At 63.4% G+C, this 20,944-nt stretch carries 18 protein-coding genes, 1 pseudogene and 2 riboswitches; of the genes and pseudogenes, 6 read left to right on the top strand and 13 right to left on the bottom strand.

The annotated features are described in order from the left end of the window. Positions 1–140 precede the first annotated feature (140 nt). The 3 genes and pseudogenes from zapE to CXQ82_RS12720 form a co-directional block, all read right to left on the bottom strand. Entirely contained in the window at positions 141–1,244 is a 1,104-nt protein-coding gene (zapE, locus tag CXQ82_RS12730) for a cell division protein ZapE (protein WP_101269405.1), read from the bottom strand. A 15-nt stretch (positions 1,245–1,259) separates the two neighbouring features. Further along, positions 1,260–1,601 (bottom strand): nuclear transport factor 2 family protein, encoded by a 342-nt coding sequence (locus CXQ82_RS12725; protein ID WP_101269403.1) that lies wholly within the window; start codon positions 1,599–1,601, stop codon positions 1,260–1,262. A 51-nt stretch (positions 1,602–1,652) separates the two neighbouring features. Further along, positions 1,653–2,371: pseudogene (locus tag CXQ82_RS12720) on the bottom strand (helix-turn-helix transcriptional regulator). Positions 2,372–2,530: 159 nt separating this feature from the next. Between CXQ82_RS12720 and CXQ82_RS12715 the strand changes: the two are divergent. Beyond that, on the top strand, positions 2,531–3,577 hold the full coding sequence (locus tag CXQ82_RS12715) for an aldo/keto reductase (protein ID WP_101269401.1): 1,047 nt from the start codon (positions 2,531–2,533) through the stop codon (positions 3,575–3,577). A gap of 53 nt (positions 3,578–3,630) precedes the next feature. Here the strand turns inward: CXQ82_RS12715 and pepN are convergent, their stop codons facing one another. From pepN to CXQ82_RS12685, 6 genes are read right to left on the bottom strand one after another with little or no spacing between them, the layout of a single operon-like run. Further along, on the bottom strand, positions 3,631–6,288 hold the full coding sequence (gene pepN / locus CXQ82_RS12710) for an aminopeptidase N (RefSeq protein ID WP_101269399.1): 2,658 nt from the start codon (positions 6,286–6,288) through the stop codon (positions 3,631–3,633). A 12-nt stretch (positions 6,289–6,300) separates the two neighbouring features. Then, a complete protein-coding gene (locus tag CXQ82_RS12705; protein WP_101269397.1) occupies positions 6,301–7,131 on the bottom strand; it encodes a DUF2797 domain-containing protein in 831 nt (276 codons plus the stop codon). Beyond that, positions 7,128–7,388 carry a YeaC family protein gene (locus CXQ82_RS12700; protein ID WP_101269395.1) on the bottom strand — a complete coding sequence of 87 codons (261 nt, stop codon included), beginning with the start codon at positions 7,386–7,388 and terminating at the stop codon, positions 7,128–7,130. The genes CXQ82_RS12705 and CXQ82_RS12700 overlap by 4 nt, the downstream gene beginning before the upstream one ends. A gap of 14 nt (positions 7,389–7,402) precedes the next feature. Further along, positions 7,403–8,272, bottom strand: a complete 870-nt coding sequence (locus CXQ82_RS12695; protein WP_101269393.1) for a rhomboid family intramembrane serine protease — start codon at positions 8,270–8,272, stop codon at positions 7,403–7,405. Beyond that, positions 8,269–9,243 (bottom strand): metallophosphoesterase, encoded by a 975-nt coding sequence (locus CXQ82_RS12690; protein WP_371917359.1) that lies wholly within the window; start codon positions 9,241–9,243, stop codon positions 8,269–8,271. Before CXQ82_RS12690 ends, CXQ82_RS12695 begins: the two co-directional genes overlap by 4 nt. After that, the gene (locus CXQ82_RS12685) at positions 9,240–10,130 is read right to left on the bottom strand and encodes an NAD(+) kinase (protein WP_003217892.1); all 891 of its coding nucleotides are present in this window, start codon (positions 10,128–10,130) and stop codon (positions 9,240–9,242) included. The genes CXQ82_RS12690 and CXQ82_RS12685 overlap by 4 nt, the downstream gene beginning before the upstream one ends. Before the next feature lie 145 nt (positions 10,131–10,275). Between CXQ82_RS12685 and CXQ82_RS12680 the strand changes: the two genes are divergently transcribed. After that, complete coding sequence (locus CXQ82_RS12680) at positions 10,276–11,223, top strand: DUF1853 family protein (RefSeq protein ID WP_101269387.1); 948 nt, start codon at positions 10,276–10,278, stop codon at positions 11,221–11,223. Positions 11,224–11,333: 110 nt separating this feature from the next. Here CXQ82_RS12680 and CXQ82_RS12675 read toward each other — a convergent pair whose 3' ends face one another. From CXQ82_RS12675 to cobW, 4 genes are all read right to left on the bottom strand, one after another. Further along, entirely contained in the window at positions 11,334–11,936 is a 603-nt protein-coding gene (locus CXQ82_RS12675) for a VWA domain-containing protein (protein ID WP_101269385.1), read from the bottom strand. A gap of 53 nt (positions 11,937–11,989) precedes the next feature. Continuing rightward, positions 11,990–12,988, bottom strand: a complete 999-nt coding sequence (locus tag CXQ82_RS12670; protein ID WP_101269383.1) for an ATP-binding protein — start codon at positions 12,986–12,988, stop codon at positions 11,990–11,992. Positions 12,989–13,215: 227 nt separating this feature from the next. After that, a complete protein-coding gene (gene cobN, locus CXQ82_RS12665) occupies positions 13,216–16,974 on the bottom strand; it encodes a cobaltochelatase subunit CobN (RefSeq protein ID WP_101269381.1) in 3,759 nt (1,252 codons plus the stop codon). A gap of 3 nt (positions 16,975–16,977) precedes the next feature. Beyond that, positions 16,978–18,045, bottom strand: a complete 1,068-nt coding sequence (gene cobW, locus CXQ82_RS12660; RefSeq protein ID WP_101269379.1) for a cobalamin biosynthesis protein CobW — start codon at positions 18,043–18,045, stop codon at positions 16,978–16,980. 92 nt (positions 18,046–18,137) lie between these two features. Then, positions 18,138–18,338, bottom strand: a riboswitch (cobalamin riboswitch). 42 nt (positions 18,339–18,380) lie between these two features. Further along, positions 18,381–18,588: riboswitch (cobalamin riboswitch) on the top strand. A 95-nt stretch (positions 18,589–18,683) separates the two neighbouring features. Here cobW and CXQ82_RS12655 point away from each other — a divergent pair. The 4 genes from CXQ82_RS12655 (at position 18,684) to cobM (ending at position 20,794) form a co-directional block, all read left to right on the top strand. Continuing rightward, the gene (locus CXQ82_RS12655; protein ID WP_078742010.1) at positions 18,684–18,872 is read left to right on the top strand and encodes a CbtB-domain containing protein; all 189 of its coding nucleotides are present in this window, start codon (positions 18,684–18,686) and stop codon (positions 18,870–18,872) included. Between the two features lie 11 nt (positions 18,873–18,883). Next, positions 18,884–19,588, top strand: coding sequence for a CbtA family protein (locus CXQ82_RS12650; protein WP_101269377.1), 705 nt, complete (start codon positions 18,884–18,886; stop codon positions 19,586–19,588). After that, positions 19,585–19,977 (top strand): cobalamin biosynthesis protein, encoded by a 393-nt coding sequence (locus CXQ82_RS12645; RefSeq protein ID WP_101269375.1) that lies wholly within the window; start codon positions 19,585–19,587, stop codon positions 19,975–19,977. The genes CXQ82_RS12650 and CXQ82_RS12645 overlap by 4 nt, the downstream gene beginning before the upstream one ends. 70 nt (positions 19,978–20,047) lie before the next feature. Beyond that, entirely contained in the window at positions 20,048–20,794 is a 747-nt protein-coding gene (gene cobM / locus CXQ82_RS12640) for a precorrin-4 C(11)-methyltransferase (RefSeq protein WP_101269373.1), read from the top strand. Positions 20,795–20,944: the final 150 nt, after the last annotated feature.

Genomic DNA, 20,944 nt, shown 5'->3' with positions numbered 1-20,944 from the left:
CTCGATCACGGCAACAAGGGAATCGGCTCCCTTTGAGGTGCACGATTGTAAGCGGGGAGCAGGCGTGGGATGAAGGAGATAAACTACAAATATCTGCCTGAAAACGCGAAAGGAATGCTGCGATTTTGTGTAGACCTGCCTCAGCCAAAGCGTTGCCGCTGCATCTCTTGCAGCCGGCTCAGGGTGCGGCGGAAGGGAAACTCGAGGTAGCCCTCGGTATACAGGCTGTCCAACGGCACCCGGGCCTCGATATACAGCGGCACCTTACGGTCATAACACTCGTCCACCAGCGCGATGAACCGCCGCACGCTGTCATCGTGTACCGACAGTTGCGGCAACTCGCGATCACCCGCCACCACACGCTCGGCACCGTCTTCAGTGCCACGGGCAATTCGGCCCGGACGTTTCTGCGCGCTCAGGTTGGGCACTTCGCCCAGCAGGATGGCGTTGAAACGATCACACAACAGCATGAAATCCATCGCCGCCAGGGGCTGCTCGCACAAGTCGGCGTAACGACACCACAGCACGCTGTCACTCGACTGCACCGTCACAATGCAGCGGTGGCCGACACTCACGGGCCCCGGGCGCAGCACTTGCCCTTCGGCCAACTGCCGGAACACGTGCGCGAGCGCGTCGGGCTGGTTCACCCAATAGCGCTGAATGCCAACACCTGGGTGCAAGCGATGGTCCGCTCCGCCGTCCACCGCCACCACCTGCATGTGCTGTTTGAGCGCAGCGATGCCCGGTAGAAAGCGCTCGCGGTTGAAGCCGTCGGCATACAACTGATCCGGCGGCTGGTTGGAGGTGCACACCATGACGACGCCTTCCTCGAACATCACCTGGAACAGGCGGCCGAGGATGATCGCGTCGCCAATGTCATTCACGAACAACTCGTCAAAGCACAGCACGCGCACGTCCCGGCTGAGTTCGCGCGCCAGGGCCTGCAACGGGTCATGGGTGCCGGTGAGCTGGAACAAGCGCTGATGCACCCACCCCATGAAGTGATGAAAGTGCTGACGCCGCGCCGGCACCCGCAGGCTCTGGTAGAACTGGTCCATCAACCAGGTTTTGCCGCGCCCCACCGGCCCCCATAGATAGACGCCATTGATCGGCGAACGCCGCTGATGCAAGGCTTCATGGCAGGCCTGCAGGGCCGCCACCGCCTGGCGCTGGGCGTCGTCGGCGAAAAAACCCTGCTGGGCGATGGCGTGTCGGTAGGCACTGAGAGGCGAGTCGAAAGTCATGCCCGCCAGTATGACCTACAGGGAAATATCCAGCCGCGAAATCTTGCCCTGCGCGTTCAGGCGAAAGGTGTAGCGCAGCTCCAGCGGGCTGCCGGGAAAATTGCCGGAGACGGCGTTGCTGACCAGCACCTTGCCGGTGCGATGCTGCACCTTCAGCACTTCGACCCGGGGCTGATAGCGGCGCCCGGTGTCCTCCATCCAGCGTGCAATGGCGGCGGTGCCGACCTGGTGTTCGCCTTCATCGAATACATGGGCATCGTCGGCGAAACAGTGGGCAATTGCCGAGGTGTCGCGGGTATTCGCTGCGGCAATATAGGCGACGATGGCCGGGGCCAATTCTGGGTGGTTACCGGACATGGCACAGCTCCTTTTTAGTGATGTATAGCGCCATGCTAAGCCAGGGTTGTGTCAGTTTTTGTCAGGAGTAAACGGCCCGGTTTCATTTTGCTCCATCAACTTGCGCCAGCCCCGCAGCCAGTCACTGCGCCGCCCCGGATAGCGTTCGCCGAGGGTTTCGGCAGTGGCTACGCGGTCGGTGCGAAAAGTGCGATACGCGCCGCGCAATTCACACCAGGCTACGATCACCCGCACCTCATTGAGAAACCCCAGGGCCAGGGGCCAGATCAGGCGCTGGCTCTGGACCTGGCTGGCGTCGGCGTAGTCGATATGCAACTTGGCCTGGGTACGAATGGCTTGGCGAAACACATCCAGCGGCACGCAGTTTTCCGGGTAGCCAAAGCCCGGCGGGCCGGGCAGCAACGTCGGGTTGCGCAGGGCTTCCTGGGCCGCCGGATCCAGCACATCGGCGATCTTGGCCAGGGCGTTGGCCGCCGCTCGGCTGAGCACATCATCGCCACGTTGATCCACATAACGCAGGCCCAACACGATGGCCTCGGTTTCTTCGGCATTCAGCATCAAGGGCGGTAAAAACAACCCACTGCGCAGCACATACCCTACCCCCGCCTCGCCGAAAATCGGCGCGCCCAGGGCCGTCAACTCGGCGATGTCGCGATACAGCGTGCGCGCTCGGACACCTCCAATTGTGCCGCCAGCACGGCGGCGGTCACCGGGCGTTTCTTGCCCCGCAGGGCCTGTAACAAGGTCAAAAGACGAGTGGTACGCGACACGTGGATCCCGCCAAAAATGAAAAGTCTCGCAGCTTAGCAGAGCCCCTTGTCAGAAAACGTCAGCAGTAAAAAAGCCCCTTGACCGAATAGATTACCAAGATCATATTAAATACATGTTGATAAACATGTAATAGCCATCACAGCCTCAGGAGTCCTCGTATGCACAATAAAGTCTTTGGCCGCCGCAGCGGTCTGCAGGTATCGGAATTGGCCTTGGGTACCGGTAATTTCGGCACGGGCTGGGGCCATGGCGCCGAGCGCGATGAAGCCAAGGCGATTTTCGACGGCTACCTGCAAGCTGGCGGCAACTTTCTCGATACCGCCAACGGCTACCAGTTCGGCCAGGCCGAACAGCTGCTGGGGGAATTTATCGCCACCGAGCGCGACAACCTGGTCGTGGCCACCAAGTACACCCTGCGCACCCAACCTTCCGATGAAGGCACGATCAGGCTGGGCAACAACCGCAAGAACCTGGTGCGCGCCGTCGAAGAAAGCCTCAAACGCTTGAACACCGACCGCATCGACCTGCTCTGGGCGCATATGAGCGACAACGTCACGCCCATGGAAGAGATCCTGCGCGGCTTTGACGACCTGGTCCGCGCCGGCAAGATCCACTACGCCGGCCTGTCCAACTTCCCCGCCTGGCGCATTGCCCGCGCCGACTTGCTGGCCGAAGTGCGCAACTTCGCGCCGATCATCGGCATCCAGGTGGAATACAGCCTGGTCGAACGCAGCGCCGACCGCGAGCTGTTGCCGATGGCCGAGGCGTTGGGCCTGGGCGCTACGCTGTGGTCGCCATTGGGCGGCGGCTTTCTCACCGGCAAGTACCGCGAAACCCAAGGCGACAACCGCGCCAACAAGATGGGCATCCTGGTGCACGCGGAGAAGAGTGCGCGTGAAACCGCGGTGCTTGACGCACTGCTGGCTGTCGCTGGTGAAGTTGACGCCACGCCCACCCACGTCGCCATCGCCTGGCTACGGGAAAAGGCACGCCGCTCCACCACCGCGCTGGTGCCGATCCTCGGCTCGCGTACCCGTGCGCAACTGGACAACACCCTCGGCGCTTTGAATGTGCAGCTATCGGCCGAGCAAGTCACCCGCCTCGACACCGCCAGCGCCATTCCGCTGGGCGTGCCTCACGGGATTATTGCCGAGCGTTTCCCCCTCGATAACGGTTCAGACACCCCTCGCCCGCCGGTTATCTGAGGCGAAAAAAAACGGCCTGGTGAACAGGCCGTTTTTTTATTCAACGATGCCGCTTAAGCAAGGCTTTTGCTGACCACCTCAAACACATCACTCGACAGCTCACCGGAAGCACGAATGCGCTCCAGCTCGCCCTTCATCAGCGCCTGACGTGCGCTGTCGTATTTGCGCCAGCGGGTCAGCGGCGCCAACTGGCGCGAAGCGATTTGTGGGTTGAAGCCGTTCAACTGGATCACCAGGTCCGCCAGGAAGCGATAGCCCGAACCATCCGCCGCATGGAAGTTGATCAGGTTCTGCCCGGCAAACGCACCAATCAATGCGCGCACCTTGTTTGGGTTCTTGATGTTGAACGCTGGGTGTTCCATCAACGCCTGGACCCGCGCCAGGCCGCCCGGCAACGTGCTGCCAGCCTGCACGCTGAACCACTGGTCCATGACCAATGGGTTGTCCTTGAAGTTCTCGGCAAACACCGCCAACGCCTGGGCCTTTTCTGCCTCGAACGGCGAATTCACCAACACGGCCAACGCGGTCAGGCGCTCGGTCATGTTGTCGCTGGTGTCAAACTGATCGAGGGTGGCCGCCAAGACTTCCGACTTGCCGCTGAGCATCAGGTACGACAGCGCAATGTTCTGCAGGGCACGCCGGGCGAAATGCTCGGCGGCGGCGACATACGGCGTCTGCTTGGACAGCTCGCGATTGGCCTGGTAACGCAGCCACAAGCCTTCGAACAGGTGGTCGGCCAGCTGCTTGCGGGCAAACTCGCGGGCGGCGTGGATGGCGTCTACATCCGCCACTTCGCTGATTTCGGTCAGGTAGGCTTCGCTCGGCAACGAGAGCATCTCGGCAACCATCGCCTGGTCCAGGCTGTCGTCGCTCAACACCGTGCGCAGCGCGTCGATCAGGCGCTGGTCCAATTTGAGCGGCTGGCCCGCCTGATGCTGGCCAATCAGCTCCTGCAACACCTGCACCGACAGTTGCTGGCCGGCATCCCAACGGTTGAAACCGTCGCTGTCATGCTGCATGAGGAACATCAGTTGGTCGCGGCTGTACGGGAAGCTCAGTTTCACCGGTGCCGAGAAGCCACGCAGCAACGAAGGCAAAGGCTGTTCGGCGATGTCGACAAAGGTAAAGGTCTGTTCGGCCTGGGTCACCGAGATCACCCGGGACGTAGCGCCAGCAGCCGCCTCACCGGCCAGGCGCAAGGCGATACCGGCGCCCTGCCCGTCCAGCAGGCCCAATGCCACCGGAATCACGAACGGCAGTTTTTCCACCTTGTCCGGGGTCTCAGGGCAGCTCTGGCGGAAGGTCAGGCTGTAGGTTTTGGCCGCAGCGTCGTAGGACTCACTCACCGCCAGGCGTGGCGTACCTGCCTGGCTGTACCAGCGTTTGAATTGGGTCAAGTCGGCGCCGTTGGCGTCTTCCATGGCCTTGATGAAATCATCACAGGTCACGGCCTGGCCGTCATGACGTTCGAAGTACAGGTCGCTGCCTTTACGGAAGCCTTCGGCGCCCAGCAAGGTGTGGATCATGCCGACCACTTCCGAGCCCTTTTCGTACACGGTGAGGGTGTAGAAGTTGGAGATCTCGATGAAGCTGTCCGGGCGTACCGCATGGGCCATGGGGCCGGCGTCTTCGGCGAACTGGTGGGTCCGCAGGTAGGCCACGTCCTGGATGCGCTTGACCGTGGCCGAGTTCATGTCGGCGGAGAAACCCGAATCACGGAACACCGTGAAGCCTTCCTTCAGCGACAGCTGGAACCAGTCGCGGCAGGTCACGCGGTTGCCCGACCAGTTGTGGAAGTATTCGTGGGCGACAATCGCCTCGACCCGCTGGTGCGCGGCGTCGGTGGCCGTTTCGGCACGGGCCAGCACGGCACTGGAGTTGAAGATATTGAGGCCCTTGTTCTCCATCGCGCCCATGTTGAAGTCGTTCACCGCGACGATCATGAAGATGTCGAGGTCGTACTCGCGGCCATAGGTTTGTTCATCCCAGCGCATGGATTTTTTCAGGCTGGTCATGGCGTGCTGGCACTTGTCGATGTTTTCCGGCTCGACGTAGATGCGCAGCGCCACTTCACGCTGGGTCATGGTGGTGAAACTGTCTTCAACGCACCACAAATCACCGGCGACCAAGGCGAACAGGTAGGCGGGCTTCTTGAACGGGTCTTCCCAGGTCGCCCAGTGGCGGCCGTCTTCACCCGGGCCGCTGGCGATCGGGTTGCCGTTGGACAGCAGCACCGGGTAGCTGTGCTGCTCGGCGATCACCGTGGTGGTGAACGTGCTCATCACGTCCGGGCGGTCGAGGTAGTAGGTGATCTTGCGGAAACCCTCGGCCTCGCACTGGGTGCAGAACATGCCGCTGGATTTGTACAGGCCTTCCAGGGCGGTGTTGGTTTCCGGGTGGATGCGCACGCTGGTGTCGACCGTGAAGGTCGCGCTGGTCGGGTGCAGCGTCAGGTGGCTGTCGGTCAACTGGTAGTCAGCCTCGCTCAGCTCACGGTCGCCGAGGTTGACGGTGAGCAACTCCAGTTGCTGCCCATCCAGCACCAGCGGCGGCAAGCCGGCGCCGCGCTCGGGGTTACGGCGCATCACCAGCTGCGCGTGGACCAGGCTGTGGTCCTCGAACAACTCGAAGGTCAGGTGCGTTTCCTCGATCAGGTAGTCCGGCGCCTGATAGTCCTTCAGGTAAATCATCTTCGGTTGTTCGGTGCGCATGGTGGCATCCTTCTACTGATGCACGGCGAGCTGGTAGGCCGTGTATTTACGAATATTGATAACGCCGGTGTCGAAGATCAGGTATTGGCCCTTGACCCCCAGCAGCGTACCTTCGGCAATCGGGTTCTTGTCCAGGTTGAAGCTGACGATCTTGGCCGGATACTGCTCTACCGGGTAGCGAATCTCAATCGGCTCGAGGTCGGTCACCGCTTGGATGGCTTGTAGGCCAAAGCGTTCCTGCAAGGCACTTATGCCTTCGGCGCAGGACGCAAACAACTCATCGCGCACCTGCTTGAGGTCCACCGCCGTTGCGTCGCCCTTGAGCAGTGCGCGCCAATTGGTCTTATCGGCAACCTGGCTGCGGAACACATCTTCGACGAAACCGGATTGCTGGCGCGTGGCCACGCGCATGATCGGCAACGCCTGGCTCGCGCCCTGGTCGAGCCAACGGGTTGGCAACTGGGTAGCGCGAGTGATGCCGACCTTGATCCCTGACGAGTTGGCCAGGTACACCACGTGGTCGGTCATGCAGAATTGTTCGCCCCACCCCGGATCACGGCAGGTGCCGGCGTCGTAATGGCAACGCTCGGGGCTCATGATGCACAGGTCACACTGGGCCAGCTTGGTCATGCAGGGGTAGCAATAGCCCTGGCTGAAGCTGGTCTTGGTCTTGCGGCCGCAATGGCTGCAATGGATGGCACCGAGGTACTCCAGGCGAATGTGGGTGCCGATCAGCGGGTTGACTGGCACCTCGGTTTCGCCCAGACGAAACGCATATTGAACGGTCGGCTCACCAAGTTGCGCCGACATTTTGCTGACTGCACCGCGACCGATTTCAATCAATGGATCGCATCCGACTTGAACAGGATGTTCGGTACTGGTTCGGACTTCGACGCGCATTCCTGCGGGCCCATGTAGCCGGTGCGCTGGTCTTCCGGCAGGTTCTGGATTTCCCAGGCGATCACCGCCTGCAACGACAGCTCGCGCTGCTCGGCGCTGAGCTTGCGGCCATCGGACCACTTGCCGATTTCCACGGCGAGCTTGAGGCTCTCGTAGATGTCCGGGGTAATGTTTTCAATCATTTCAGCAAAAGAGGACATTAGGCTCTTCCTTATCAAATAGACGATTTGCGACGGTTATACACACCGCCCAGCAAACCGGTCAGGCAACCGATTACCAGGCCGCCCACATGGGCCGCATTGGCGATTTCGCCGAAACCGATCATCGAGACCAGCCCCGACATGCACAGCACCAGCCATATCAGCATCATCGCCAGCACCCCACGGGGCAGGCGATAGGCCGGGTTGGGCGAGATCAATTGAAAGATCCAGCAATGCCCGAGCAGGCCATACAGCACGCCGGACAAGCCGCCGAACAGGCCCGGGCCGCCATAGGCGTACTGAGCGTAGTTGGAGACCAGGCTGAACAACAGGGTAAGCCCGAGCAGGTTGATGCTGCCCTGGCGCGCTTCGATGCGCCGGCCCAACTCCCAGTACCACATGCCGTTCATGGCCAGGTGCAGGATGCCGAAGTGGATCAGCATCGGCGTGACCAAGCGCCACCCCTGGCCCGAGGCCAACATGTCGGCAAACGGCGTGAACTGGATGTACTCGCCCATCACCCGGAACGGCAGAAACGTCAGCCAGCTCATGGCTTGCAGGTTTTCACCGAGCAAGGTCACCGCGCCGACGAGCATGCTCGCCAGCAGTACCAGTGCCGTTACCGGGCTATGGCGCACTTGCTGGGCAAAGCTTGGGCGCTTGACCGGCGCCTGCTCGGGAATGTCCAGTTGCTGGTCCGGGTCACCCGCGGGAAAACGCTGGTACAACACGCGCACGTCGTCGCTGATGGTCTCGGGCACCCACAGCACTTGCTCGCCAGCTTCCTCGCTGACGCGATGGGGCACTTGCATACGTTGCAGCAATTTGACGAAGCCGCCCAAGTCGACGCTCAGGGGCAAGCGCAGTACAGCCACGGCACTCATTGGATTACCTCAGGTCGCTCAACGTCGACCCATACGAATTTACGCGGATCCAGTTGGGTTTCCTGGTCCAGGCGGTACGCCACCAACTTGCCGTACAGCACTGCGCTGTAGTCCAGGCAGGCCAGGTTCGGGCGGATCGGCGCCGGTTTGCCGCTGCGCCAATAATGGCCGACGAACAGCAAAGGCTCGTCGACGCCATAGCGCAGCAGGGAGTTCTTTTCGGTGGACGACAACGGCGTGCGCGCCACCGGCTCGGGCAAGGCGTCGGGCTGGAACACGATGTCGCCGTAGGTTTTCGGGTCGTCTTCCCAGAACTTGGTCCGGAAGAACGAGCGGGTCAAGCCGTCGCCTCCCGTCAGCGTGAGGCCATCCGGCAGGCGCATATCGGTGCCGCGCAGCAGGCGGTCGAACGCGTTGCAGGCAAAACTGCCCGGCACGGCGGCGGCCTGCAGGAAGTGCTGATCGATGCAGCCGTCCGGGAAGGTGGCGCGCAACGGCTGGATAAAACCGTCATCCCAGCACGCGTGCACCACGCGGAAACGCCCGGCATCCACAAACAGCGGCATGTCATAGAACCAGCCGAGGAAGTCGTGCCAGTCGGCCGGGTGGTGTTCGAACTGGGTCAGGGTCTCGTGGATCAACCGCTCATGCCGTGGGGTATGTTCACGCACGAACTGTTTGCCACTGCCGGGCGGTGCCGGCGTGGCCCAGCCCAACGCATTGAACTCATGGTTGCCCATGATGCACAGCGCCTGGCCGGCCTCGGCCATGTCGTGGACGATATGCAGCGCCTCGCGAATGCGTGGGCCACGGTCGATGATATCGCCGAGGAACACCGCCATGCGCGATGGGTGGCGCCAGGTGCCGCCCAGCTTGTGGTAGCCCAACTGGTCGAGCAAGTGCTCAAGGGTATGAGCGCAACCGTGCACGTCACCAATCAGGTCGTAGCTACGCGCGGGATCGAGCATCAGTCGCCTCCACCCCCCAAGCGGCTGCCCCAGCCCAGCTTGGTGCGGCACACTTCGTAGTAGTTGTGGTCCAGCGGGTGGATCAACCGCAACTTCTGTGCCTTCTTGCTCACGGTGATGGTGTCACCGGGGGCGCAAGTGAAATGGTTCTGCCCGTCACAGGACACCTGCGGGTAGATCTGCATGTCTTTGGACACCACGATTTTCAGCTCACTGTTGCCATCGACCACAATCGGCCGGCTGGACAACATATGGGGGTACATCGGCACGATCACAATGGCATCCAGCTTGGGATGCATGATCGGCCCACCGGCAGACAGCGCGTACGCCGTGGAACCGGTAGGCGTGGCGACGATCAGGCCGTCGGCCTTCTGGCTGCACACGAACTGGCCGTCGATATACAGCTCGAACTCGATCATCCGCGTGGATTTACCGGGGTGCAGCACCACGTCATTGAGGGCGTCACCCTGGCCGATGGCTTCACCGTGGCGGCGCACTTCGGCCTGCAGCAGGAAGCGGTTTTCTACCAGGTAGTGGCCGTCGAGCACCTTGGCCACTTCGACTTCCAGCTCATCCGGGCGGATATCCGTGAGGAAACCCAGGCTGCCACGGTTGATCCCCAATACCGGCACGTTATGTCGCGCCAGGGCGCGGGCCGCGCCGAGCAGGCTGCCGTCGCCGCCGACCACAATGACCATGTCACATACTTCGCCGAGCATCTTGCGCGACGAGGTCTGCAGGCCGTGGCCGGGGAGAATCTCGGCGATGGTGTCTTCGAGGATCACATGCAGGTGGCGTTCCAGCAGGAACTTTTTCAGCCGGCGGACGGTGTCCAACACCTGGGTACTGCCCAGGCGACCGATAATGCCGATATTGCGAAATTGCTCCATGGGGCTCCTGCGGGATTTGGGGTGTGGCAAAAAAGAACGATTATGGGCGAAAGGCCGCGTCAGGCAAAACCCTTTGTCGCCGCGCAGCCTTGATGACAATGGTTCTCAGCCACCCGTACCACGCGTAAAAGGCTATGCTCGGACCATGACTGTGTTCCCGGATTTGCACACCCTACCCCGCCAATTGCGTCACCCTGAGGTGCGCGACCTGGCGTGGGTGATGCTTGCCCCGCCGATGCTCGCGCAAACGCCCTGGCCCCAGCGTCACCCGCTGGCCGGCAGTGATTGGGTGCAGGCGCCGCACCTTCTTGAGCACTGGCTGCGCACACTCGACCACGACAGCAGCGCCCTGCAACACTGGCTGAGCCAGTCACGCACTCGCCGCCTGGGCCTTTACTACGAACGCTTGTGGCAATTTGCCGTGCAGCATGCGCCCGGCGTGGAACTGCTGGCAGCCAACCTGCCGATCCGCCGCGCCGGGCATACCCTCGGCGAGCTGGACATGCTGCTGCGTGACAGCGATGGCGTGCACCACCTGGAACTGGCGATCAAGCTCTACCTCGGCCCGCAGGCCGGCAACGGCCAGGACACCGCCCAGTGGCTTGGCCCCGGCTGCCATGACCGGCTGGACCGCAAGCTGGCGCACCTGGCCCAGCATCAACTGCCGATATCCGCACGGCCGGAAAGCCGTGAAGCGTTGGCGGCGCTGGATATTCAGCAATTCGATGCGCATTTGTGGCTCGGTGGCTACCTGCTCTACCCCTGGCCAGGCCAGGCCGTACCACCCGAGGGCGCCCACCCGCAGCATTTACGCGGGCGTTGGTTGCACCAGCGCGATTGGCCGGACTTCGTACGCGCCAGCGCGCCGGGCCGCTGGCAGCCCCTGCCCCGGCATGCCTGGCTCGCGCCCGCGCATTACCTGGCGGACGACGTATGGAGTGAGGAACACATGCAAGGCTGGCTCACGGACCTCGACCCGATGGCACCGGCGCAGCTATTGGTGCGGATGGTTCAAGTCGGCGATGACTGGGAAGAAGCCGAGCGGCTGTTTCTGGTGGCGGATCTTTGGCCGAATGTGCCGGGGGCGGGCTGATGGTTTTGTGGGGTTGGTAAGGGCCTCATCGGGGGCAAGCCCCCTCCCACATTTGGAATGCATTGCAAAATGTGGGAGGGGGCTTGCCCCCGATAGCGAGGGTCCAGGCTCTACAATTTATCGATATGCCGATAATCCAATTGCAACTGCGCCGCCAGTTCGTGAGCGCGCCCTAACCGGATCGGCCCACGCTCAATATCCACCAACATCCCCGGGCACCCGAGCAGCGGCAAACCGCTGATGTCCTTGAGCCGGCCATCGGTAATCACTAGCAACCGCTGCTGCTCGGCCGGACAGCGCTTGCGCCGCGCCGCCAGCCACTGCCCGGCTTCGCTAAGCGCCGCGAGCAACGGCGTACCGCCGCCCGCCCCCAGCTGTTGCAGCCAACCTGCCAGGCTTTTCGCCGCTTTCAAGCCCTGCACCTGCCACGTCGGCGACTGCCCACTGGCCGTCAGCAATGCCATGCGCGCCCGCTGTCGATAAGCGTCATCAAACACCTGGGCCAATAACCCTTTGGCATCGGTCAAGGCACGATGGCGCCGGGTGGAGGCCGACGCGTCGACAATCACCAGCCATAACTCATGGGCCGATTGGCGGCGCAGTTGGTAGCGCAAATCCTCGCGGGACTGCGGCCGCCCACCAAGCAAGGTACCCGGCCAATTGATCGCGCCCTGCCTGGCACTGCGCGCCTTGCCCTGCCGCCCCCTGTCCAATCGCCCGGCCTTGGGGCGGGCATCCACCCCCGTGTCAGGTCGGGGGTGGATGCCTAGGGCTTTTTTGGCCAGGCGGGCACGTCTCGGCGAGCGCCCGTGGGCAGCGGCGGCGCAGGCATATCGCCCCATTGGCCTTGGCCGGGCGAGGTGTCCGACGGTTTGGGTGCCTGGCCTTCAGGTGGCGTACCGGCGGGCGGGGTTTGCGCCTGGCGACGGTGGCGCAAGGCAAACTCCGCGACGGCGTCTATATCGTCCTCGGTGATGGCGCTTGCCCCGCGCCATGCGGCATGCGCCCTGGCGCCGCGCAGCCAGACCAGGTCTGCACGCAAGCCATCAACCCCGGCGGCAAAGCAGCGCTCGGTGATCTGTGCCAGTGCCTGGTCATCCAGCACAATGCTCTCCAACCGCGCTCGCGCCTGGGTGCAGCGCTCACGCAGGGCCGCCTGCTGCTCGGCCCACTGCGTGCAGAACGCAGCCGGGTCGCTGTCGAAATCCAGGCGCCGACGGATAATCTGCCCACGCTCGGCCGGCAACGTCTGCCCGCTCAGCGCCACGTTGAAGCCGAAGCGGTCAAGCAACTGCGGGCGCAACTCGCCCTCCTCCGGGTTCATGGTGCCGATCAGCACAAAGCGCGCCGAATGCCGATGGGAGATGCCGTCGCGTTCGATCAGGTTGGTGCCGCTGGCGGCCACGTCCAGCAGCAGATCCACCAAATGGTCCGCCAGCAAGTTGACCTCATCCACATACAGCACGCCGCCATCCGCCTTGGCCAGCACGCCCGGGGAAAACTGCGCGCGGCCTTCGCCGAGTGCGGCGTCCAGGTCCAACGTACCGACCAGGCGCTCTTCGGTGGCACCCAACGGCAAGGTGACAAACTGCCCGCTGGCCAACAAATCGGCCAGGCCGCGCGCCAAAGTGGATTTGGCCATGCCGCGTGGGCCTTCGATCAGCACACCGCCGATCTTCGGGTCGATGGCGGTAAGGCACAGCGCCAGTTTCAGGTCGTCGGCGCCGACCACGGCGGACAGCGGAAAATGGGGAATGTCAGTCATTCAGGTTCTCTTCAAATTCTGCGGTGCAGATAAACACCCTTTAGTGAACGGCTTTTCGTGGCGAGCGGGCTTCTAGTGGCGAGCGGGCTTGCCCGCGCTGGGCTGCGCAGCGGCCCCTATAAGTGAAACCTATGCGTCCTGAAAAAACGCGCTGTGCAATTTTGGGGCTGCTGCGCAGCCCAACGCGGGCAAGCCCGCTCGCCACGGCAAGCCGGGGTCCGGCGCCTCTAGTCTTCTTCTATATCCAGCAACAGGTTTTCCAACGCCTCGCGGTACGCCCCCGGCTCCTGCCACAGGCCACGCTGCTGGGCTTCGAGCATGCGCTCGGCCATGTCGCGCAGTGCCGCGGGGTTGTGCTGCTGCACAAAAGCGCGGGTGTCGGGGTCGAGCAGGTAGGCGTCGGCGAGCAAAGCGTATTGATGATCGTCGATCAGCGCGGTGGTGGCGTCGAATGCGAACAGATTATCCACGGTCGCGGCCATTTCGAACGCACCTTTATAGCCATGGCGCTTCACGCCGTCGATCCACTTGGGGTTGGCGGCGCGGGAACGGATCACCCGGTTCAGCTCTTCCTTCAAGGTGCGGATCTTCGGCAGGTCGGGCTGGCTGTGGTCGCCATGGTAGCTGGCGGCCTTGTCGCCGCTCAGGGTTTCCACGGCAGCGAGCATGCCGCCCTGGAATTGGTAGTAGTCGTTCGAGTCGAGCAGGTCGTGCTCGCGATTGTCCTGGTTCTGCAACACCGCCTGCACTTGGCTCAGGCGCTGGGCGAATTGCTCACGGGCGGCGGTGCCTTCATCGGCACCGCCATAGGCGTAGCCGCCCCAGTTCAGGTAAACCTCGGCCAAGTCTTCGCGGCTTTGCCACAGGCGCCCGTCAATCGCGCCCTGCACACCCGCCCCATAAGCACCGGGCTTGGCGCCGAAAATGCGCCAACCGGCCTGTTTCGCCGCCGTGTCTTCATCCAGGCCAGACTTGCGCAGCGCCTCGCGCTCGCTACGCACCTTGGCGGCCAGCGGGTTCATGTCGTCCGGCTCATCCAGCGCCGCCACCGCCTGCACCGCCGCATCGAACAGGCGGATCAGGTTGGCGAAGGCATCGCGGAAGAACCCGGACACGCGCAACGTCACATCTACGCGCGGGCGGTCGAGCAAACTGACGGGCAGGATTTCAAAATCATCCACCCGTTGGCTACCGGTGGCCCACACCGGGCGCACGCCCATCAGCGCCATGGCCTGGGCGATATCGTCACCGCCGGTGCGCATGGTGGCCGTGCCCCATACCGACAGGCCAAGCTGGCGCAGGTGGTCGCCGTGGTCCTGCAGGTGACGCTCAAGGATCAGGTTGGCCGACTGGAAGCCAATGCGCCAAGCCGTGGTGGTCGGTAGGTTACGCACGTCGACGCTGAAGAAATTTCGGCCGGTGGGCAACACGTCCAAACGCCCACGGCTCGGCGCGCCACTTGGCCCCGCTGGCACGAAGCGACCACCCAAGGCATCCAGCAAACCGCGCATTTCCGCCGGGCCGCAGGCATCCAGGCGCGGCGCCACGACGATGCGCAGGCTTTCGATCACCGCCTTCACCGCCTCCCAGCCAGGCTCTTCCAACTGTTCCAGCGGCCCTTCCAGCGCCTGCTCGATCAAACGCGCGGCATACAATTCCAGGCGCTCGCGGGTATCACCGGCAGTGCGCCACAATTGCGCGTCGATCTTCTGCAATACCGCCGGACGGCGCCCGGTCCACGGCTCGGCCAACGCGCAATCGAGCGGGTCAAAGCCCAGCTCGAAGGCCTTGGCCAACACGCGCAGCAGGCTCGATTGCGGGCCACGGCCATCGCCACGCGGGATGCGCAACAAGGCCAGCAACGTGTCGATGCGCAAGCGGCCCTCCGGCGATTCGCCAAAGATATGCAAGCCGTCGCGGATCTGCGATTCCTTCAAGTCACACAGGTAGGTATCCAGGCGCGGCAGCCACACGGCGGCATCGGCGTCGTTATCCAGCTCAAGCTCCTGGTCGATGCGGGTTTCGCGCACCAGCTTGAGGATGTCTTTCTGCAGCTCAAGAGCGCGGCGCGGGTCGAGCAGTTGCGCCTCGTAGTACTCGTCCGCCAACAACTCGAGGTCGCGCAGCGGGCCGTAGGTTTCGGCGCGGGTCAGCGGCGGCATCAAGTGATCGATGATCACCGCCTGGGTACGACGCTTGGCCTGGGCGCCCTCGCCCGGGTCGTTGACAATGAACGGGTAGATATTCGGCAGCGGCCCGAGCAGCGCATCCGGCCAGCAGTTTTCCGACAAGCCCACGCCTTTGCCCGGCAGCCATTCCAGGTTGCCGTGCTTGCCCACATGGATCACGCCATGGGCGCCGTAGGTATGCCGCAACCAGAAATAGAACGCCAGGTACGCGTGGGGCGGCACCAGGTCCGGGTCGTGGTACACCGCGCTGGCGTCGACCTGATAACCCCGTGCCGGCTGGATGCCGACAAAGGTCAGGCCCAGGCGCAGGCCGGCGATCATCATGCGCCCGTCGCGAAACATCGGGTCGTTATGGGGTGCGCCCCAACGTTCCAGCACGGCTTGCTGGTTGGCGGGCGGCAGGCGCTTGAACATCGCCTCATAGTCGTCCAACGCCATGCTTTGATGGCAGGGGCGCAGGTCGAGGCTGTCGAGGTCGTTGGTCACGCCGCCGAGCAGATCATGGATCAGCGCGGTGCCGCTTTGCGGCAGCGTATCCGGCAGCGGGTAACCTTCGGCCTGCAGGGCACGCAGGATATTCAGCGCGGCGGCCGGCGTGTCCAGGCCCACGCCGTTGCCGATGCGACCGTCGCGAGTCGGGTAGTTGGCGAGGATCAGGGCGATGCGTTTGTCGGCATTCGGCACCCGCGCCAACTCGACCCAGCGGCGCGCCAGCTCGGCGACAAAATCCATACGCTCGGGCGCGGCGCGGTAGCACACCACGTCCGACTGGCTGCGCTCGCTGCGCCAGGCCAGGTCCTTGAAGCTGATCGGCCGACTGATAATGCGCCCGTCCAACTCCGGCAAGGCAATGTGCATCGCCAGGTCGCGCGGGCCCAGGCCCTGCTCACTGGCCTCCCAGCCGGGTTGGTTGTCTTGGGCGCAGATCGCCTGAATCACCGGGATATTGCGACGAAACGGGCGCAGGTGCGGCGCTTCGGGGCTGGATTGGGCAAAGCCGGTGGTATTCAGAATCACCGCCGCGCCTACTTCGTCCAGCAGGTCCTCGACCACCGCCAGGCAGCCGGGCTCCTTCAAGCTGGCCACCGCCATCGGCAACGGGTTGAGGCCCGCCGCCTGCAAACGTTGGCAGAACACGTCAATAAAACCGGTGTTGGCCGCCTGCAAGTGGGAGCGGTAGAACAGCACCGCCGCCACCGGCCACTCGGCGCGCCAATCCGCCTGCCAGTCAGGCAGGCTCGCATTGGCTGTATGCGGGTGATAAATCGCAGTGCGCGGCAGTGTCTGCGGCTCGGCCCAGGCATAGTCGCGGCCCAGATAGCCACTTGCGAGGCAGCGATAAAAATCCAGAGCATTGCCCAGGCCACCCTGGCGCAGGTAGTGCCACAGACGGTCGCGCGCCTCGACACCCACGGTACTCAGGCCGCTGAGTTCCGGGTCGGGGCGGTCATCGCCCGGCACCAGGATCAGCTGCACGCCGCGCTCGGCCAATTCCACCAACCGCTCGATACCGTAACGCCAATAACCGATGCCGCCATGCAGCGAAATCAGGATGACCTTGGCGTGGCGCAGCACCTCGTCGACGTACAAGTCGACCGAGGCGTGGTTCTGCACCTGCATCGGGTTGGCCAGGCGGAAACTGGGGTAATCCTCGGGCAACTGCTGCGCCGCTTCGGCCAGCAGTGCCAGGCTGGAATCACCGCTGCAGAGGATCACCAGCTCGGCGGGAGTTTGTCCAAGGTCGGCAATATTGTCGTCCGAGACAAAACCACCGGGCTGAGTCCTGAGCAGGTGCATGGGTTAAACGCTGAGGGCAGCGCGCAATTGCGCTTCAAGGCCTGCCGCGTCCAGCTCCTGGCCGATCAGCACCAGCCGCGTGATGCGGGCTTCGTCAGCGCCCCAGGCACGGTCGAAGTGCTTGTCGAAGCGCGTGCCCACGCCCTGGATCAGCAGGCGCATCGGCTTGTTCGGGATGGCAGCGAAGCCTTTGACGCGCAGGATGCCGTGTTGCACCACCAGTTGGGTCAAGGCGTCGAGCAGCAGCGCTTCGTCGGCTTGGGGCAGGTCAATGGAGATGGAATCGAAGGCGTCGTGGTCGTGGTCGTGGTCGTCTTCACCTTCGTGGTGATGATCGTGATGGCTGTGGCGACCGTCGATATGCTCCTCGGAGCCGGCGCCCAGGCCGATCAGCACGTCCAGCGGCAGGCGACCGCTGCTGGCTTCGATGATCTTCACCGCAGGCGGCAGTTCTTCAGCGACTTCCAGACGCACGCGGGCCAGGTCTTCGGCGCTGATCAGGTCGGATTTATTCAGGATCACCAGGTCGGCGCTGGCCAGTTGGTCGGCGAACAGTTCGTGCAGCGGCGATTCGTGATCCAGGTTCGGGTCGAGCTTGCGCTGGGCATCCACCTGGTCCGGGAACGCGGCGAAGGTGCCGGCGGCCACGGCCGGGCTGTCGACTACGGTGATCACCGCATCAACCGTGCAGGCGCTGCGGATTTCCGGCCACTGGAAGGCTTGCACCAAGGGTTTTGGCAGGGCCAGGCCGGAGGTTTCGATGAGGATATGGTCGAGGTCACCACGGCGGGCAACCAGCTCGCGCATCACCGGGAAGAACTCTTCCTGCACGGTGCAGCACAGGCAGCCGTTGGCCAGCTCGTACACGCGGCCGTTGGCTTCTTCCTCGGTGCAGCCAATGGAGCATTGCTTGAGGATTTCACCGTCGATGCCCAACTCGCCGAATTCGTTGACGATCACGGCAATGCGACGGCCCTGGGCGTTGTCGAGCATGTGGCGCAGCAACGTGGTCTTGCCCGAGCCGAGGAAGCCGGTAACGATGGTGACGGGGAGTTTGGCCAGTGTTTTCATCGGATGCCCTTTGGGGCGGGCATACGGGACGATAGGCCCTGCGGCGGCGCGCAGAAGCGGATTTCGTCACCGGATCACCCCGCCCGGTTAAAGTAGAAAATCGGTTGCGAGGCAGGTCTCCTGGCTTGGGGCTTACGGGTCTTGCGACCGGCGCTGGCTGCGCCTTCCCGCCGTATCGGCAGTGGCGTGGCAGTCAACTGAACCCTTCACAGTTGCGGGGGCAGCCGCGGCTTGAACCGCGTTCCCTTCTTAGCTCCGGCCTGGGCCGAAGAACCTCGAAGGTGCAAGGCTACAGGGGCACGCTGCATTTGACTACCGTCGCCCGCCCATGCTCTCCTACACATCTTGTTTCGGGTGCCCCTCACGGGGTGAAACGGGAAACCGGTGAGCCATGGTCTATGGTAAGTCCGGTGCTGCCCCCGCAACGGTAAGCGAGCGAAGCGTCATGGCCACTGTGCACGTGCATGGGAAGGCGATGCTTTCAGGACTCTAACCAGAATCCCCTCGCAAGCCCGGAGACCGGCCCGAAAAATTCAGATAACAAACCCGCGGTGGGCGGGCGCTGTTCAGAACCCTGCGTGCCTGGCTCGCGGGGTTTTCATGCGCCTGTGCACCCTGACACTCGTAAGGGACGCGCCATGTCGATCATCAGCAGCACTTCGCACACCGCCAGCAGCACCTCAACCCTGAGCCAGCGCCTGACCGCCGCCATCGGTGCGTCGATCCTCGGTGCGTGCCTGGTGTATTTCGCCGGTTTCTCGCATATCGAGGCGGTGCACAACGCCGCTCACGATACCCGCCACAGCGCCGCGTTCCCGTGCCACTGAGGCCTGCCGACATGATCAAGCGTATTGCCCAAACCGCAGGCTTCACCGGCCTGTTGGCCGCCCTGCTGCTGACTCTGCTGCAAAGTTTCTGGGTCGCCCCGTTGATCCTGCAGGCGGAAACCTTTGAAAACGCCCCGGCCGCCACCGAAGTGGCCCATGCACACGCCGCTGGCGCCGCCGAGCACAGCCATGACGCCGAGGCCTGGGAGCCGCAAGACGGCTGGCAGCGCGTGCTGTCCACCACCGGTGGCAACCTGGTGGTCGCCGTCGGCTTTGCCCTGATGCTGGCGGGCCTCTACACCCTGCGCACCCCGACCCGCACCGCCCAAGGCCTGCTGTGGGGCCTGGCCGGCTACGCCACCTTCGTGCTGGCGCCCACCCTGGGCCTGCCGCCGGAGTTGCCGGGCACCGCCGCTGCCGACCTGGCGCAACGCCAGATCTGGTGGATCGGTACCGCCGCCTCTACCGCCGTCGGCATTGCGCTGCTGGTGTTCGGCCGCAACTGGCTGCTCAAAGTGCTGGGCGTGGCGATCCTGGCCGTGCCCCACGTGATCGGTGCGCCACAACCGGAAGTGCATTCGATGCTGGCCCCGGAAGCACTGGAAGCGCAGTTCAAGATCGCGTCGCAGCTGACCAACGTGGTGTTCTGGCTGGCCCTGGGCCTGATCAGCGCCTGGCTGTTCCGCCGCAACCGCGACGACCACTACTCGGCATGACCCTGGTGGTCGGCCTGGGCTGCCAGCGGGGCTGCGAAGTGCACACCCTGCTGGCGCTGTTTGACCGCGCCCTGGCCGAAGGTGGGATCGACCGCCAGCGCATTACCGCGCTGGCGAGCGTCGATCTGAAGCAGGATGAGCCGGGGCTGCTCGCGCTGGCCGAGCGCCTGCAGCTGCCCTTGCAGTGCTTCAGCGTCGAGCAATTAGCCGTGTATGAAAGCCGCTTGAGCCATAAATCGGCCGTCGCATTCACCCATACTGGCTGCTACGGCATCGCCGAAAGCGCCGCCTTGGCCCTCGCCGAAAACCTCGCCGACGCCCCTGCCCGCCTGCTGATCACTCGCCAAAAAAACGCCCAGGCCACCTTTGCGTTGGCCTGCGCCGGCTAAAACCTCGATAATCGCCCTTTGCGAACATGAGCAGTCTTCATGCTCGCCCGTTTTTCGACAGGAATTTTGCATGACCGTCTACTTCATCGGCGCCGGCCCCGGCGACCCGGAATTGATCACCGTCAAAGGCCAGCGGCTGGTCCGTAGTTGCCCGGTGATCATCTATGCCGGCTCGCTGGTGCCGGCGGCGGTACTGGAGGGGCATCAGGCTGAACAGGTGGTCAACAGCGCAGCGCTGCACCTGGAACAGATTATTGACCTGATCAAGGCGGCGCACGCAAAAGGCCAGGACGTGGCCCGCGTGCACTCCGGCGACCCGAGCCTGTACGGCGCGATTGGCGAGCAGATCCGCCTGCTACGTGAGCTGGGTATCCCGTTCCAGATCATCCCCGGCGTTACGGCGGTGGCCGCGTGCGCAGCGTTGCTGGAGGCCGAACTGACGTTGCCGGATATCGCCCAGAGCGTGATCCTGACCCGCTATGCCGACAAAACCAGCATGCCCGCCGGCGAGGCCTTCGACAGCCTGGCGCAGCACGGCACGACCATGGCGATTCACCTGGGGGTCAACCATCTGGAGAAGATCGTCGCCGAACTGCTGCCGCACTATGGCGCAGATTGCCCGATTGCCGTGGTGCACCGCGCAACTTGGCCGGATCAGGATTGGGCGATTGGCACCCTCAGCGATATCGCTGAAAAAGTCGCGGCCAAAGGTTTCAAGCGCACGGCGCTGATTGTGGTGGGACGGGTGTTGGCCAGTGACAATTTCAGTGAATCATCGCTGTATCGGGCTGGGCATGCGCATCTCTATCGCCCATGAGTTTTTACTTTATAAAAACTAGACAAGACACTGATTTAATTGACTAAATACAAAACAAAATGTGGGAGGGGGCTTGCCCCCGATGGCGATGTATCAGGCTACTCATGAGGCGACTGACACACCGCTATCGGGGGCAAGCCCCCTCCCACA

The organism is Pseudomonas sp. S09G 359 (assembly GCF_002843605.1).
In the GTDB taxonomy this organism is placed as follows: domain Bacteria; phylum Pseudomonadota; class Gammaproteobacteria; order Pseudomonadales; family Pseudomonadaceae; genus Aquipseudomonas.
Note: the sequence above shows the minus strand (reverse complement) of the source record. Positions and strands in the feature narration are given on the sequence as shown.